The sequence below is a fragment of the Pseudomonas fluorescens genome (genome assembly GCF_000730425.1).
Lineage (GTDB): Bacteria > Pseudomonadota > Gammaproteobacteria > Pseudomonadales > Pseudomonadaceae > Aquipseudomonas > Aquipseudomonas fluorescens_X.
Genome location: NZ_CP008896.1, coordinates 3,580,496 through 3,593,804, shown reverse-complemented (window position 1 = coordinate 3,593,804; position 13,309 = coordinate 3,580,496). Strand labels below are relative to the sequence as shown.

Genomic DNA, 13,309 nt, shown 5'->3' with positions numbered 1-13,309 from the left:
GCTTACCTGCGATGGCGTCTTTGCAGGTGCCTCATGAGGCCAGACTTTTCCTGAATCGCGCCAACGCCACCGCAAAAAACAACAATCCAATCCCCGCCAGCGCCAGCAAGTCCGGCCACACCACGCTCACTCCCGCATCCCGGAACAGAATCGCTGCACTCAGGCTCACAAAATGTGTCGACGGCGAACCCTGCATCACCCACTGCAACCATTCGGGCATGCTGTCCAACGGCGTACTGCCGCCTGACAAAAGCAGCATCGGGATAATCACCGGAATCGCCAGCAAGCCGAACTGTGGGGTTGAACGGGCGAGGGTGGCGAGGAAGATTCCCAGGGCGGTGCTGGCAAACAGATACAGCGCCGTCACCAGCAGGAACAGGCCGGGCGACCCGGCCAGCGGCACGCCGAGCAGGCCCTTGACCACCACTTCCAGTGACAGCCAGGTGCAGAACACCACCACCAGCATGTTGCTCCAGATTTTCGCCAGCATGATTTCCAGGGCCGTGAGCGGCAGCACCAGCAAATGGTCGAGGGTGCCGTGCTCGCGTTCGCGCAGCAGCGCGGTACCGGTCAGGACGATGGCGAGAATAGTGATGTTGTTGACGATCTGGATCACCGCCAGGAACCAGCCGCCTTCCAGGTTGGTGTTGAACAGTGCCCGGGTGGTGAGGGTCGCCGGCGCGCGTTGGCTGGCGTCAGGCTGGCCGCTGTAGTTCAGCAGTTCGCGCTGGAAAATCCGCCCGATATAGCCAGCCCCCATAAAGGCCTGGCTCATTGCCGTGGCATCCACGTTGACCTGCACGCTCGGCTGGCGCCCGGCCAACAGGTCCGCCTGGAAATTAGCCGGCACGTTGATCACGAAGGTGTACTGGCCGCTGTCCATGACCTTGTCCAACTGGTCGTAGGGCAGTGGCACGGCAGGCTGGAACTCCGGTGGCTGCAGGGCTTCGGCCAACTGGCGCGATAATTGGCCGTGGTCTTCATCGACAAAGGCCACACTGGCGTTGTGTACGCCAATCACCGAGCCGGCTGCTGGCATATAGATGGCGACGGTAAAGGCGTAGAACAGAAACAGCAGCAACACGCTGTCGTGGCGCAGGCTGGTGAGTTCTTTGATCCCCAGGCGCAGGATATGGGCGAACGTGTGCATCAGGCCTCCTGCTTCTTGAGCATGACCAGGCTCAGCCCGGTGAACCCCAGGAAAAACCCGAACAGCGCCAGGCACTGCGGCCACAACTGGCGCAGGTCCAGCGCTTTGGTGAAGGTACCGACGGCGACATCCAGGAAGTAACCGGCGGGAAACAGCATGCCCATCAGCGCGGCGGCCCCTTCCAGGGACGAGCGGGGCACGATCAGCCCGGAGAACTGGATGGTCGGCAGGCTGGTGATGATCATGGTGCCGAGGATCGCCGCAATCTGGGTGCGGGTGAACGCAGAAATCAGCAGGCCCATGCTGGTGGTAGCCAGCACATACAGCAGGCCGCCAAACGCCAGGGTTAGGCCGCTGCCCTTGAACGGCACACCGAACAGCCAGCGATTCATGACTACCAGCAAGGCCAGGTTGATCAGGCTGATGACCAGGTACGGCGCCTGTTTGCCGAGGAGGAATTCCAGGCGGGTCAGCGGCGTAGCATAGAAGTTAGTGATCGAGCCCAGCTCCTTCTCGCGCACGATGCCCAGGGCAGTGAGCATTGCCGGGATAAACGCCAGGATCAGCGCCATCACACCGGGGCCGATGGCATTGACGCTGACCACGTCCTGGTTGTAGCGAAAGCGCGTTTCCAGCCTGGCAGCGGCCTGCGGGTTCAACGGTGAGCTGTTGAACTCGGCCAATTGCTGGAGGTTGGCCTGGTGTACGGCTTCTACATAATTGCGGCTGGTCTCGGCGCGAAACGGCATGCCGCCATCGAGCCAGGCGGCCACCGCCGGTTGGCGCCTGGCGTACAGGTCGCGGCCAAACCCGGGTGGAATTTCCAGGGCCAGTTTGATTTCCGAGCGTTGCAGGCGCCGGTGCAGTTCGGCCGAATCGGTGATCGGTGGCTGTTCGGCGAAGTAGCGCGAACTGCGGAAGGCCTCCAGGTAAGCGCGGCTTTGTGGGGTCTGGTCCTGGTCGTACACAGCGAAGGCGAGTTTTTCCACGTCCAGGGAGATGCCGTAGCCGAAGATCACCATCATGAAAATCGCCCCGAGCAGGGCAAAGGCCATGCGCACTTTGTCGCGCAGCAGTTCCTTGCCTTCACGGCTGGCCACCGCCAGCAGGCGGGCCAGGCTGAAGCCGCGCTTGCTGGCGGGTGGCGTGGTCGGTGTGCTGACGGTCGGGCTGGGCGCGCTGGCTTGCGGGGTTTGCTGGGCTTGCTCCAGGCAGGTGACGAACGCGGCTTCCAGGGTCTGGCCGTGGAATTGCTGTTGCAGGGCATGCGGTGTATCGCAGGCCAGGACTTTGCCGGCGTGCATCAACGAAATGCGGTCGCAGCGCTGGGCTTCGTTCATAAAGTGGGTGGAGAGGAAAATCGTCACCCCTTGCTCGCGGGACAATTCCACCAGCAAGCGCCAGAAATCGTCGCGCGCGGCGGGGTCCACACCGGACGTGGGTTCGTCGAGGATCAGCACTTCCGGGCGGTGCAACACGGCCACGGCCAGGGACAGGCGCTGGCGCAAGCCCAGGGGCAACTCGCCCGAGGGTTGTTCGGCGACGCTGTCCAGGTCAAAGCGTTGGATCAAGGCTTCGATGCGCGGGCTGCTGTCGGCCTTGGGCAGGTCGAACAACTGCGCGTGCAGCACCAGGTTCTGGCGCACGCTGAGTTCACCGTACAACGAGAAACTCTGGGACATGAAGCCCACGCGCTTGCGGGTTGCCAGGTCCTTGGCATTCACCGGGTTGCCCAACAGCGTGGCGCTGCCTTCACTGGCCGGCATCAGCCCGGTGAGGACTTTCATGGTGGTGGTCTTGCCGCAGCCGTTGGAGCCGAGAAAGCCAAAGATCTCGCCGCGGCCGATGGCGAAGCTGACGTTGTTCACCGCCGTGAAGTCGCCAAAGCGCAGGGTCAGGTCGTGGGCTTCGATGGCTATATCGGTGTTGTCGTTATCCCGCGGGGGGATCACCAGCGGCTGGTTGTTGTGCGCGCTGTCGCCCTGGAAATGGGTGAAGGCGTCATCGAGCTTGCCACTGGGTGTGGCGGCGGCCAGGTCACGGCTCAGGCCGTCGGCGATCAGCTTGCCGCGGTCGAGCATCAGGCAGTGCTCGAACTGCTCGGCTTCTTCCATGTAGGCCGTGGCCACCAGCAGTGTCAGTTGCGGGCGCTCGCTGCGCACGGTTTCCACCAGTTCCCAGAAGCGCCGGCGTGACAAAGGATCCACGCCGGTGGTGGGTTCATCGAGGATCAGCAGGTCCGGATCGTGGATCAGCGCGCAGCACAGCCCCAATTTTTGCTTCATCCCGCCGGACAGTTTACCGGCCGGGCGATCGGCGAAGCGTGCCAGGTCAGTGGCCTGCAGCAGGTTGTGCATACGCGGGTCGCAATCGGCCTTGGACAGGCCAAACAGGGTGGCGAAAAAACGGATGTTCTCGCTGATGGACAGCTCAGGGTACAGGTTGCCGCCCAGGCCCTGGGGCATAAAGGCGATCAACGGGTACAGGCTGTTGCGATGGCGGCGGTCTTCGATGGCGCCGCCCAGCACCTGCAAGTGACCGGCCTGCAGCTTTTTTACCCCGGCGATCAAGCCCAGCAGGCTCGACTTGCCCGCGCCATCCGGGCCGATCAACCCGCAGCGCGTGCCGGCCGGCAGGCTGAAGGTGATGTCGATCAGTGCCTGTTGCTTGCCGTAGCGATGGTTGATGCCCGTGGCGTGCAGCGCCAGCCCGTTCATTGCAGGTTGGCCGGCCAGTCCAGATCGGCGGTGCGCACGTAGCCGGCGCCCGGCATGCCGGGCTTGGCCTGGGGCACGGCGCTGGGTTGAGTCAGGCGCAGCTTGACGCGGAACACCAGTTTCTGGCGTTCGTCGCGGGTTTCCACTTCCTTGGGGGTGAACTGGGACTTGGCCGCGACAAAGCTGATTTTCGCCGGCAGCGGCTGATCCGGCAGGGCATCGAGCACGATCCGCGCCTCGCTGCCCACGGTCAGGCGGCCGGTGACGGAAGCGGGGAGGTAGAGGTTCATGTACTGGTCATTCGGGTCGATCAGCAGCAACACCCGGCCGCCGGCACCGAGTACTTCGCCGGGTTCGGCCAGGCGTAATTGGATGACGCCGTCGATGGGCGCGCGCAGGCTGCTGTCCTCGATTTCACTGGTCAGTTGCGCCACCTGCGCCCGGGCGGCACCGATGGCGGCCTTGACCGCATTGACCTGGGCCTGGGCCGCTACCACCGCTGCGTTGCCGGTGCTCTGCCGCGCCTGTTGCTGGTCGATCAGCTGCGCGCTGGCGAAGCCGCGTCGGTACAGCTCCTGGGTGCGCTTGAGTTCCTGGCTGGCCAGCAGGTTTTCGCTCTGGCGCAGTTGCACGTTGGCTTCGGCGGCGGCGAAGTTTTCCTTGGCGCGCAGCACTTCAGCCTCGGCCTGGGAGCGTTGGGCCTCCAGGGTGCGCGTATCGATACGCGCCAGCAGTTGGCCCTTGAGCACCTTGTCGCCTTCATCGACCCGCACTTCGGCCAGGCGGCCAGGGACCTTGGTGGCGATCTGCACTTCGGTGGATTCCAGGCGACCGTTGCCCATGCTCAGGCCTTCTGGCAGGCGATCGAGGGTGGATTTCCAGTAGCCGAAGCCGCCGGCGGCCACCAGCAGCAAGATCAGGAGAAAGGCGAAGAACTGCGAACGGCGATGTGGCGTCGACATGGGTGCATCCTGCGGTGTTAGCTTCCTAGTTTGCCCGGATCGTAACCGATAGCCGTTGATACCGGTCAAATGAATACCTTTAAGCGTCAGCGCAAGGCCATTACTGCCGCCCATTGCTGCGCCGTCACCGGCATCACTGACAAGCGACTGCCTTTTTGCACCAGCGGCAATTCGGCCAGGGCTGCCTGCTGCTTGAGGTAGCCGAGCCGAAGGACTTTGGGGAAGGTTTCGGCGTGGGCAACGGTGATCGCGCTCCACGGATTTTTTTCCGGCGTGGCCTTGGCATCGAAGTAATGGCTGCCAGGTTCCAGTGCCGTCGGGTCCGGGTAAGCCGCTTCGATGATTTTCCCTACGCCGGCAATGCCTGGTTCCGGGCAACTGGAGTGGTAGAAGAAAAACGCGTCACCCACGGCCATGGCCCTCAGGAAGTTGCGCGCCTGGTAATTGCGCACGCCATCCCAGCGCGCCTCGCCGAGTTTTTCCAGGCCCTTGATGGACAGCTCATCGGGCTCGGATTTCATCAGCCAATAGGCCATGGTTTTTGCTCCTTTGCAGGTAGGTGAGCCGGTTGTGCGTCACTTTCATGACAAACCGACGGTCGGTTGACGTCAAGGTTTGCGTGTTGGTTCACGTTCACGCAGAATGCCGGGATTTTAAGCTTGACGCAGCTGGAACGGACTATTTTGGAACGTTGCTGTCATCGTGTGTGATATGCCTGAAGGGGGGCAATCGATGAAACGCAAACCGGATTTACTATGGATTTTGGTTATTTTGTTCGGTCTGGGCGTCGTGACCACCGGGTATGCGCAAAGCCTGTGGTCGAACAAGACCGAAGTCCCGGTTGAATTTGCACAGCAGCAGCAACAAACCTTCAAGCGTTGACGCTATTTTGGCGCCGTTGATTCCAGCGGCGTCCCCTCTGCGACATACCACTTTCTATCGGTAACGGTGCCTTTTAGCGGCACGTCCCAGCTTGCCTGTACCAGTCGTTCGACTTTCTGACATTCATGGGCCAGGCCCAGCAGCGTCGGCTTGCGCCAGGCACAGCGGCGCGCCAGGTAGGCCAGGCTGCGATCGTAAAAGCCGCCACCCATACCCAGCCGCCCGCCCGTGTCGTCGAAACCCACCAGCGGCAATAGCACCAGGTCCAGCGCCCAGATCTTGCGCTGGCGGCCGACATTGATCCGTGGCTCAAGAATGCCAAAGCGATTGGGCGCAAGTTTTTCCCTGGGGCCCACGCGCTGGAACACCATCTTGGTCCGTGGCCAGGCGCTGAGCACCGGCAGGTAGGTGGCCTTGCCCCGGCGCTGGGCCGCGCGCAGCAGCAAGCGCGGATCGATTTCGCCATCCGTCGGCAGGTACAGGGAAATATGTTTGGCCCGGCGAAACAGCGGGTGCTGTGCCAGTTGGCGATACAGGCCAGTGGCGGCCTGGCGCTGCTCGCTTGGCGTCAGGGCACGGCGTGCCTTGCGCAACATGCGTCGAAGTTGCGGACGGGAAAGCGGCGCAGGTTCGGTCATGGTGTTCGGCTCATAAAACAATGCCAGTCCGAAGACTGGCATTGAGTTTGGGAATCAGGCTCCCCGACAGAACCGCTGTCGACTTAGCCCTTGAACCCGAAAGTTCAAGGTGGAAGAAGCAGTAGGCTTTAAGGCTTTCCGTCTAGCGGACATGCACACCAGCCCAACGTGCAACTTCCAGGGTAGTGCGAATCGGCTCAGGGACATCGCCGACTGGCAAGCACGCCAGGGAGTGAGGGGAGTATACCCCAAACAGGCGTGGCAATCAGCCCTTGGGTGGTTCCTGGTCGGTAGACAGCACCAGGTCAACGCGTTCGAGCAGGTCACGCACTTGCTCGCGTGTCGAGCCGCTGGCCTGTACGTCAGGGCGTTCCTGCTTATGCAGCAAATCGTGGGTAATGTTCAGCGCGGCCATCACGGCGATTCGGTCGGCGCCAATGACTTTGCCGCTGCTGCGGATTTCACGCATCTTGCCATCCAGGTAGCGGGCAGCGCTCACCAGGTTGCTGCGCTCTTCCTGGGGGCAGATGATCGAATACTCTTTGTCGAGAATCTGCACGGTGACGCTATTGCTTGAACTCATGAGTCTTGCTCCAGGGCCTTCAGGCGCGAAATCATCGATTCGACCTTACGCCGGGCGATTTCGTTTTTTTCAATGAGGTGCGCGCGTTCCTCGCGCCAGGTCTTTTCCTGAGCTAATAGGAGTCCGTTTTGACTCTTTAGTTGCTCGACCCGGGTAATTAGCAATTCGAGTCTGGCCATCAGCGCTTGCAAGTCGGTGTCTTCCATGGGGTTCCACTGGATTTGTCTGATGAATGGCAACTGCAGGATAAACGATCTGACGCCCTTGATAGTCGGGTGCGTCTGCCGGTGCTAGGATACAGCGCTTCATTCTAGACATCGCGCCGCCTGGCGCCTAGCTCATCATGCCTATTCAGAATTCCCCGTACGACGCTTTTTCCAAACTGCTGAGCACCAGCGGCCACCCTTGCTCGCCTGCCGAACTGCATGGCGTGCTCCTGGGCCGCAGTTGCACCGGCGTCGGTTTTGACGCCGACAACTGGCTGGCCGACGTGGCCGAACTGCTGGAGAAAGAGCCTGAAGACAATGTGCGCGCCGCGCTGATCGGCCTGCAAGAGATGGTCAAGGGCGAGTTGACCGGTGATGACGTCACCGTGGTCCTGCTGCTGCCAACCGACGATGCGCCGCTCACCGAGCGCGCCGCTGCACTGGGCCAATGGTGCCAAGGCTTTCTCCACGGCTTTGGCGTGAATTCCGGTGGCCTGGAACTGAGTACCGATGCCCAGGAAGTGCTGCAGGACCTGGCGGCCATCTCCCAGGTGCAAGACGCCCTGGAAGAGTCCGAAGACGGCGAAGGCGACTATATGGAAGTCATGGAATACCTGCGCGTCGCGCCGCTGCTGCTGTTCACCGAGACCAAAAAGTCTGCGCAACCGGCAGCCGCCAAGCCGTCGCTGCACTAAAAGAGGGAACCCACCTGCCCATGATCCATATCCCCAAGGCGGAATACACCCGCCGCCGCAAGGCGCTCATGGCGCAGATGGAACCCAACAGCATCGCGATCCTGCCGGCCGCCGCCGTGGCGATCCGCAACCGTGATGTCGAGCACGTCTACCGCCAGGACAGCGACTTCCAATACCTGAGCGGCTTTCCCGAACCCGAAGCGGTGATCGTGCTGATGCCTGGGCGCATTCATGGCGAATACGTGCTGTTTTGCCGTGAACGCAATGCCGAGCGCGAGTTGTGGGACGGCCTGCGTGCCGGCACCGAAGGCGCGATTCGCGAATACGGTGCCGACGATGCCTTCCCGATTACCGATATCGACGACATCCTGCCCGGCCTGATCGAAGGCCGCGACCGCGTGTACTCGGCCATGGGCAGCAATGCCGAATTCGACCGGCACCTGATGGAGTGGATCAACGTGATCCGCTCCAAGGCGCACCTCGGTGCGCAGCCGCCGAACGAATTCGTTGCCCTGGATCATCTGCTGCACGACATGCGCCTGTATAAATCCGCCGCAGAAGTGAAGGTCATGCGCGAAGCCGCACGGATTTCCTGTGCGGCCCATATCCGGGCGATGCAGGCCTGCCGCGCCGGGTTGCATGAGTTCAGCCTGGAAGCCGAGCTGGACTACGAGTTCCGCCGGGGCGGGGCGAAGATGCCGGCCTATGGCTCCATCGTTGCTTCGGGGCGCAATAGCTGCATCCTGCACTACCAGCAGAATGACGCGCTGCTCAAGGACGGTGACCTGGTCTTGATCGACGCCGGTTGTGAGATCGACTGCTATGCCAGCGATATCACCCGTACCTGGCCGGTCAATGGCAAGTTCTCCGCCGAGCAGAAGGCGATCTACGAAGTGGTGCTGGCCTCCCAGGAAGCCGCTTTTGCGCAGATCGCGCCGGACAAGCACTGGAACCAGGCCCATGAGGCGACGGTGCACGTCATCACTGCCGGGCTGGTGAAGTTGGGTTTGTTGCAGGGTGATGTGGACGAATTGATCGCCAGCGAAGCCTACAAGGCGTTCTACATGCACCGTGCCGGGCACTGGCTGGGCATGGATGTGCATGATGTCGGCGAGTACAAGGTCGGCGGCGAATGGCGGGTGCTGGAAGTGGGCATGGCCCTGACCGTGGAACCGGGCATCTACATTGCCCCGGACAACCAGAACGTGGCAAAGAAATGGCGTGGCATAGGCGTGCGCATCGAGGACGACGTGGTGGTGACCAAGCAAGGCTGTGAAATTCTGACCGGTGGCGTACCCAAGGGCGTGGCCGAGATTGAAGCACTGATGGCGGCCGCCCGATGAGCCGGGTCAACCTGGCGATTATCGGCGGCGGCCTGGTGGGCGCCAGCCTGGCGCTGGCGTTGCAGGCCGGGGCCAAGGCCCGGGGCTGGAAGATCGTGTTGATCGAACCCTTCGCCCCCGGCGACAGCTATCAGCCGAGCTACGACGCGCGCTCTTCGGCGCTGTCGTTTGGGGCGCGGCAGATTTACCAGCGCCTGGGCGTATGGCAGGACATTTCCCGGCGCGCCGAGCCGATCAAGCAAATCCACGTTTCCGACCGTGGCCGCTTCTCTACCGCACGCTTGTCGGCGCTGGAAGAAGGCGTACCGGCCCTGGGCTATGTGGTGGAAAACGCCTGGCTTGGGCAGTGCCTGTGGCAAGGCCTGGACAAAGACGTGATCAGTTGGCGCTGCCCGGCGCACGTCAGCCGCATGGAACCGTTGGCCGATGGTTATCGCCTGACCCTCGACGATGAAACCGTCATCGAGTGTGACCTTGCGGTACTGGCTGATGGTGGCCGCTCCGGGTTGCGCGAGCAGCTGGGCATTGGCGTCAAGCAACGGCCATACAACCAGAGCGCCCTGATCGCCAACATCACCCCCAGCGAAGCCCATAACGGCGAGGCGTTCGAGCGCTTCACCGATGACGGCCCGATGGCCTTGCTGCCGTTGGCGGACAACCGCTGCGCACTGGTCTGGACCCGCGTCGGCATGGACGCCCAGCGCCTGGCACAGCTGGATGAGCGCAGTTTCCTCAGCGAGCTGCAGGGTGTGTTCGGCTATCGCCTGGGCACCCTCAAGCAGGTCGGCGCGCGTCACCTTTACCCGTTGACCCTGGTGGAGGCCGAAGAACAAGTACGCTCGCACCTGGTGATCCTCGGCAACGCCGCCCATAGCCTGCACCCGATTGCCGGCCAGGGTTTCAACCTGTCCCTGCGCGATGCCTATGCGTTGGCCGAGGCCTTGCTGGCCGGGCCTGCGGTGCCGGGCGACCTGGCGACTCTGCAGGCCTACCGCGAACGCCAGCGCCTGGATCAACAACTGACCGTGGGCTTCTCCGACCAGGTCACCCGCCTGTTCGGCAGCGGCCAGCCATTGGTCGCCATGGGCCGCAACCTTGGCCTGCTGGGCCTGGACCTGCTGCCGCCGGCCAAACGCTGGTTCGCCCGGCAGGCCATGGGCCTGGGTACGCGCCCCGATGCGTAAGTGGCTGATCGAGCGCCTGGGCAAGGCGCGGTTGTTGCGCTGGGTCTTGAGCCTGTACCCGCCGTACCTCGGTGCCGGGGTACGGGTCCAGCACCTGAGTGCTGACTTTCGTCATGCCAAAGTGCGCATGGGCCTGGGCTGGTACAACCGCAATTACGTCGGAACGCAGTTTGGCGGCAGCCTGTACTCGATGGTCGACCCGTTCTACATGCTGATGTTGATGGAGAACCTGGGGCGCGACTACATCGTCTGGGACAAGGCCGCCAGTATCGATTTCATCTCACCGGGCAAAGGACCGGTGTTTGCCGAGTTCTCCATCGACCAGGCCTTGCTGGATGAGGTGCGGCGCCAGACCGAGGGTGGCGAGAAGTACTTGCCACACCTCAAGGTACAGATTCACGACGGCTCCGGCACCCTGGTGGCGCGAGTCGACAAAACCCTTTACGTGCGGCGCAAGCCGCCAGCGAAACAGGCATAAAGCATGGACATGCGCGCAGATGTGCTGATTGTCGGGGCCGGAATGGTCGGAAGCGCCCTGGCGCTGGCGTTGCAAGGCAGTGGCCTGCAAGTGCTGCTGCTCGACGGCAGCCCCTTGAGCGTCAAACCGTTTGACGCCGATGCTCCGTTTGAGCCGCGGGTGAGCGCCTTGTCGGCGGCCAGCCAGCGTATTCTTGAGCGCCTGGGGGTGTGGGACGGCATCGCCAGCCGCCGCGCCAGCCCTTACGGCCAGATGCAGGTGTGGGATGGCAGCGGTACCGGGCAGATCCACTTTTCAGCGGCCAGCGTGCATGCCGAGGTGCTGGGACATATCGTCGAAAACCGCGTGGTCCAGGACGCCTTGCTTGAGCGCCTGCACGACTGCGACCTGGGGCTGCTGGCCAATGCCCGCCTGGAGCAGATGCGCCGCTCCGGCGATGACTGGTTGCTGACCCTGGCCGATGGCCGCACCCTGCGGGCGCCGCTGGTGATCGCCGCCGACGGCGCCAACTCGGCCGTGCGCCGCCTGACGGGCACTGCCACCCGCGAATGGGATTACCTGCACCACGCCATCGTCACCAGCGTGCGCAGCAGCCAGCCGCACCAGCGCACGGCCTGGCAGCGTTTTACCGATCATGGGCCACTGGCGTTCCTGCCGTTGGTACGTGATGGTCAGGAAGATTGGTGTTCCATCGTCTGGTCGACCACGCCGAGTGAATCCGAGCGCCTGATGGCCCTGGACGACGAAAGCTTCTGCCGCGAACTGGAGCGCGCCTTTGAAGGGCGGCTGGGCAGCGTGGTCAGTGCCGACCCACGCCTGTGTGTGCCGTTGCGCCAGCGCCACGCCAAGCGCTACGTCGCCGAAGGCCTGGCGCTGATTGGCGATGCGGCCCACGTTATCCACCCGTTGGCCGGGCAGGGCGTGAACCTGGGCTTCCTCGATGCGGCGGTGTTGGCCGAGGTGTTGCTGCAGGCCAGCGAGCGCGGTGAGCGCTTGGCGGATGTGAAGGTGCTTAGCCGCTACGAGCGGCGGCGCATGCCGCACAATCTGGCGCTGATGGCGGCGATGGAGGGCTTTGAGCGGTTGTTCCAGGCCGACCAACTGCCGTTGCGCTGGTTGCGCAATGCCGGGCTGAAGATGGTTGATCAGATGCCTGAGGCTAAGGCGCTGTTTGTGCGTCAGGCGCTGGGCTTGACCGGGGATTTGCCGGATCTGGCCAAGGCCTGACACTTTTGTGAGGCCAGTTGCCGCACCCTCAGAATCCAATCACGCAACATCTCGTAACGCCTCCACCCAGTGTTCGGTTGAGATGCTAAATGTGAGTCCTTATCATTTACGTTCACTTTTCCTACGAGAGACCGCACCTATGTTGGCCCCCAAGCGCCTCCTGACTGCCCTGGCACTCACCCTTATCGCCAGCACCACCGCCCAGGCGGCTGACGAAGTGGTGGTCTATTCCTCTCGTATCGACGAGTTGATCAAGCCAGTGTTCGATGCCTACACCAAGAAAACCGGTGTCCAGGTGAAGTTCATCACCGACAAGGAAGCGCCGCTGATGCAGCGCATCAAGGCCGAAGGCGAGAACGCCACCGCCGACCTGCTGCTGACCGTGGATGCCGGCAACCTCTGGCAAGCCGAGCAGATGGGTATCCTGCAACCGTTCACCTCCAAGGTGATCGACGCCAATATCCCTGCGCAATATCGTTCATCGAGCCATGCCTGGACCGGCCTGAGCCTGCGTGCGCGGACCATCGCCTATTCCACCGCCCGGGTGAAACCGAGTGAGCTGACCACCTACGAAGCCCTGGCCGACAAGCAATGGGAAGGCCGCCTGTGCCTGCGCACGGCGAAGAAGGTCTACAACCAGTCGCTGACCGCCACCCTGATCGAAACCCATGGCGCGGCCAAGACTGAAGAAATCATCAAGGGCTGGGTGAATAACCTGTCCACCGATGTGTTCTCCGATGATGTTGCTGTGCTGGAAGCAATCAACGCTGGGCAATGTGACGTTGGCATCGTCAACACGTACTACTACGGCCGCCTGCACAAGCAAAAGCCGGACCTGGGGGTCAAGCTGTTCTGGCCGAACCAGGGCGACCGTGGCGTACATGTCAACCTATCGGGCATTGGCCTGACCAAGTACGCACCGCACCCGCAAGCCGCCAAGGCTCTGGTGGAGTGGATGACCACGCCTGAGGCGCAAAAAATCTTTGCCGACGTCAACCAGGAGTTCCCGGCCAACCCGGCGGTGCAGCCCTCCGAAGAAGTGGCGGCCTGGGGCAAATTCGTTGCCGATACCCTGCCGGTGGAAGTGGCGGGCAAGCGCCAGGCTGAAGCCATTCGCCTGATGGATCGTGCGGGCTGGAACTGATGCGGGTTTAAAAACACCGCAAATCATAGGTAGGAGCAGGTTTTTGTGGGAGCGGGCTTGCCCGCGATAGCATCACCTCGGTATTGATGATAAACCGAGG

The 13,309-nt window shown here is 62.5% G+C and carries 14 protein-coding genes and 1 other RNA gene; 7 read left to right on the top strand and 8 right to left on the bottom strand.

Annotated elements, in window-relative coordinates; genetic code table 11:
- Positions 1-31 precede the first annotated feature (31 nt).
- From HZ99_RS16115 to HZ99_RS16100, 4 genes are all read right to left on the bottom strand, one after another.
- Positions 32-1,150 (bottom strand): ABC transporter permease, encoded by a 1,119-nt coding sequence (locus HZ99_RS16115; RefSeq protein WP_038444355.1) that lies wholly within the window; start codon positions 1,148-1,150, stop codon positions 32-34.
- On the bottom strand, positions 1,150-3,867 hold the full coding sequence (rbbA, locus tag HZ99_RS16110) for a ribosome-associated ATPase/putative transporter RbbA (RefSeq protein ID WP_038444353.1): 2,718 nt from the start codon (positions 3,865-3,867) through the stop codon (positions 1,150-1,152). Before rbbA ends, HZ99_RS16115 begins: the two co-directional genes overlap by 1 nt.
- Positions 3,864-4,829, bottom strand: a complete 966-nt coding sequence (locus HZ99_RS16105; RefSeq protein ID WP_038444351.1) for an HlyD family secretion protein — start codon at positions 4,827-4,829, stop codon at positions 3,864-3,866. Before HZ99_RS16105 ends, rbbA begins: the two co-directional genes overlap by 4 nt.
- 86 nt (positions 4,830-4,915) lie before the next feature.
- Positions 4,916-5,365, bottom strand: coding sequence for an EVE domain-containing protein (locus HZ99_RS16100; RefSeq protein ID WP_038444349.1), 450 nt, complete (start codon positions 5,363-5,365; stop codon positions 4,916-4,918).
- 196 nt (positions 5,366-5,561) lie between these two features.
- Between HZ99_RS16100 and HZ99_RS29020 the strand changes: the two genes are divergently transcribed.
- Complete coding sequence (locus HZ99_RS29020) at positions 5,562-5,711, top strand: hypothetical protein (RefSeq protein ID WP_181883237.1); 150 nt, start codon at positions 5,562-5,564, stop codon at positions 5,709-5,711.
- A gap of 2 nt (positions 5,712-5,713) precedes the next feature.
- On the opposite strand, the gene HZ99_RS16095 is transcribed toward HZ99_RS29020, so the two are convergent.
- From HZ99_RS16095 to HZ99_RS16085, 4 genes are all read right to left on the bottom strand, one after another.
- A complete protein-coding gene (locus tag HZ99_RS16095; protein ID WP_038444347.1) occupies positions 5,714-6,349 on the bottom strand; it encodes a 5-formyltetrahydrofolate cyclo-ligase in 636 nt (211 codons plus the stop codon).
- Between the two features lie 56 nt (positions 6,350-6,405).
- Positions 6,406-6,584: non-coding RNA, 6S RNA (gene ssrS / locus HZ99_RS27885), on the bottom strand.
- A 30-nt stretch (positions 6,585-6,614) separates the two neighbouring features.
- Positions 6,615-6,932, bottom strand: a complete 318-nt coding sequence (locus tag HZ99_RS16090; RefSeq protein ID WP_029289530.1) for a cell division protein ZapA — start codon at positions 6,930-6,932, stop codon at positions 6,615-6,617.
- Positions 6,929-7,138 carry a TIGR02449 family protein gene (locus tag HZ99_RS16085; RefSeq protein WP_007982902.1) on the bottom strand — a complete coding sequence of 70 codons (210 nt, stop codon included), beginning with the start codon at positions 7,136-7,138 and terminating at the stop codon, positions 6,929-6,931. The genes HZ99_RS16090 and HZ99_RS16085 overlap by 4 nt, the downstream gene beginning before the upstream one ends.
- Positions 7,139-7,275: 137 nt before the next feature.
- On the opposite strand from HZ99_RS16085, the gene HZ99_RS16080 reads away from it, so the two are divergent.
- From HZ99_RS16080 to HZ99_RS16055, 6 genes are all read left to right on the top strand, one after another.
- Entirely contained in the window at positions 7,276-7,833 is a 558-nt protein-coding gene (locus HZ99_RS16080; protein ID WP_038444342.1) for a YecA family protein, read from the top strand.
- A gap of 20 nt (positions 7,834-7,853) precedes the next feature.
- Positions 7,854-9,176, top strand: coding sequence for a Xaa-Pro aminopeptidase (gene pepP / locus HZ99_RS16075; RefSeq protein ID WP_038444341.1), 1,323 nt, complete (start codon positions 7,854-7,856; stop codon positions 9,174-9,176).
- Positions 9,173-10,360, top strand: coding sequence for a 2-octaprenyl-6-methoxyphenyl hydroxylase (ubiH, locus tag HZ99_RS16070; RefSeq protein ID WP_038444340.1), 1,188 nt, complete (start codon positions 9,173-9,175; stop codon positions 10,358-10,360). The genes pepP and ubiH overlap by 4 nt, the downstream gene beginning before the upstream one ends.
- Positions 10,353-10,838: a DUF4442 domain-containing protein gene (locus HZ99_RS16065; protein WP_038444338.1), complete on the top strand. Its 486-nt coding sequence runs from the start codon at positions 10,353-10,355 to the stop codon at positions 10,836-10,838. The genes ubiH and HZ99_RS16065 overlap by 8 nt, the downstream gene beginning before the upstream one ends.
- A gap of 9 nt (positions 10,839-10,847) precedes the next feature.
- Entirely contained in the window at positions 10,848-12,065 is a 1,218-nt protein-coding gene (locus HZ99_RS16060; protein WP_181883272.1) for a 2-octaprenyl-3-methyl-6-methoxy-1,4-benzoquinol hydroxylase, read from the top strand.
- A gap of 139 nt (positions 12,066-12,204) precedes the next feature.
- Positions 12,205-13,209 (top strand): extracellular solute-binding protein, encoded by a 1,005-nt coding sequence (locus HZ99_RS16055; RefSeq protein WP_038444332.1) that lies wholly within the window; start codon positions 12,205-12,207, stop codon positions 13,207-13,209.
- Positions 13,210-13,309 lie beyond the last annotated feature (100 nt).

Excerpts from the sequence above, each read along its gene's own strand:
- HZ99_RS16115 (WP_038444355.1), bottom strand. The coding sequence starts at position 1,150 with ATGCACACGTTCGCCCATATCCTGCGCCTGGGGATCAAAGAACTCACC.
- rbbA (WP_038444353.1), bottom strand. The coding sequence starts at position 3,867 with ATGAACGGGCTGGCGCTGCACGCCACGGGCATCAACCATCGCTACGGC.
- HZ99_RS16105 (WP_038444351.1), bottom strand. The coding sequence starts at position 4,829 with ATGTCGACGCCACATCGCCGTTCGCAGTTCTTCGCCTTTCTCCTGATC.
- HZ99_RS16100 (WP_038444349.1), bottom strand. The coding sequence starts at position 5,365 with ATGGCCTATTGGCTGATGAAATCCGAGCCCGATGAGCTGTCCATCAAG.
- HZ99_RS29020 (WP_181883237.1), top strand. The coding sequence starts at position 5,562 with ATGAAACGCAAACCGGATTTACTATGGATTTTGGTTATTTTGTTCGGT.
- HZ99_RS16095 (WP_038444347.1), bottom strand. The coding sequence starts at position 6,349 with ATGACCGAACCTGCGCCGCTTTCCCGTCCGCAACTTCGACGCATGTTG.
- HZ99_RS16090 (WP_029289530.1), bottom strand. The coding sequence starts at position 6,932 with ATGAGTTCAAGCAATAGCGTCACCGTGCAGATTCTCGACAAAGAGTAT.
- HZ99_RS16085 (WP_007982902.1), bottom strand. The coding sequence starts at position 7,138 with ATGGAAGACACCGACTTGCAAGCGCTGATGGCCAGACTCGAATTGCTA.
- HZ99_RS16080 (WP_038444342.1), top strand. The coding sequence starts at position 7,276 with ATGCCTATTCAGAATTCCCCGTACGACGCTTTTTCCAAACTGCTGAGC.
- pepP (WP_038444341.1), top strand. The coding sequence starts at position 7,854 with ATGATCCATATCCCCAAGGCGGAATACACCCGCCGCCGCAAGGCGCTC.
- ubiH (WP_038444340.1), top strand. The coding sequence starts at position 9,173 with ATGAGCCGGGTCAACCTGGCGATTATCGGCGGCGGCCTGGTGGGCGCC.
- HZ99_RS16065 (WP_038444338.1), top strand. The coding sequence starts at position 10,353 with ATGCGTAAGTGGCTGATCGAGCGCCTGGGCAAGGCGCGGTTGTTGCGC.
- HZ99_RS16060 (WP_181883272.1), top strand. The coding sequence starts at position 10,848 with ATGCGCGCAGATGTGCTGATTGTCGGGGCCGGAATGGTCGGAAGCGCC.
- HZ99_RS16055 (WP_038444332.1), top strand. The coding sequence starts at position 12,205 with ATGTTGGCCCCCAAGCGCCTCCTGACTGCCCTGGCACTCACCCTTATC.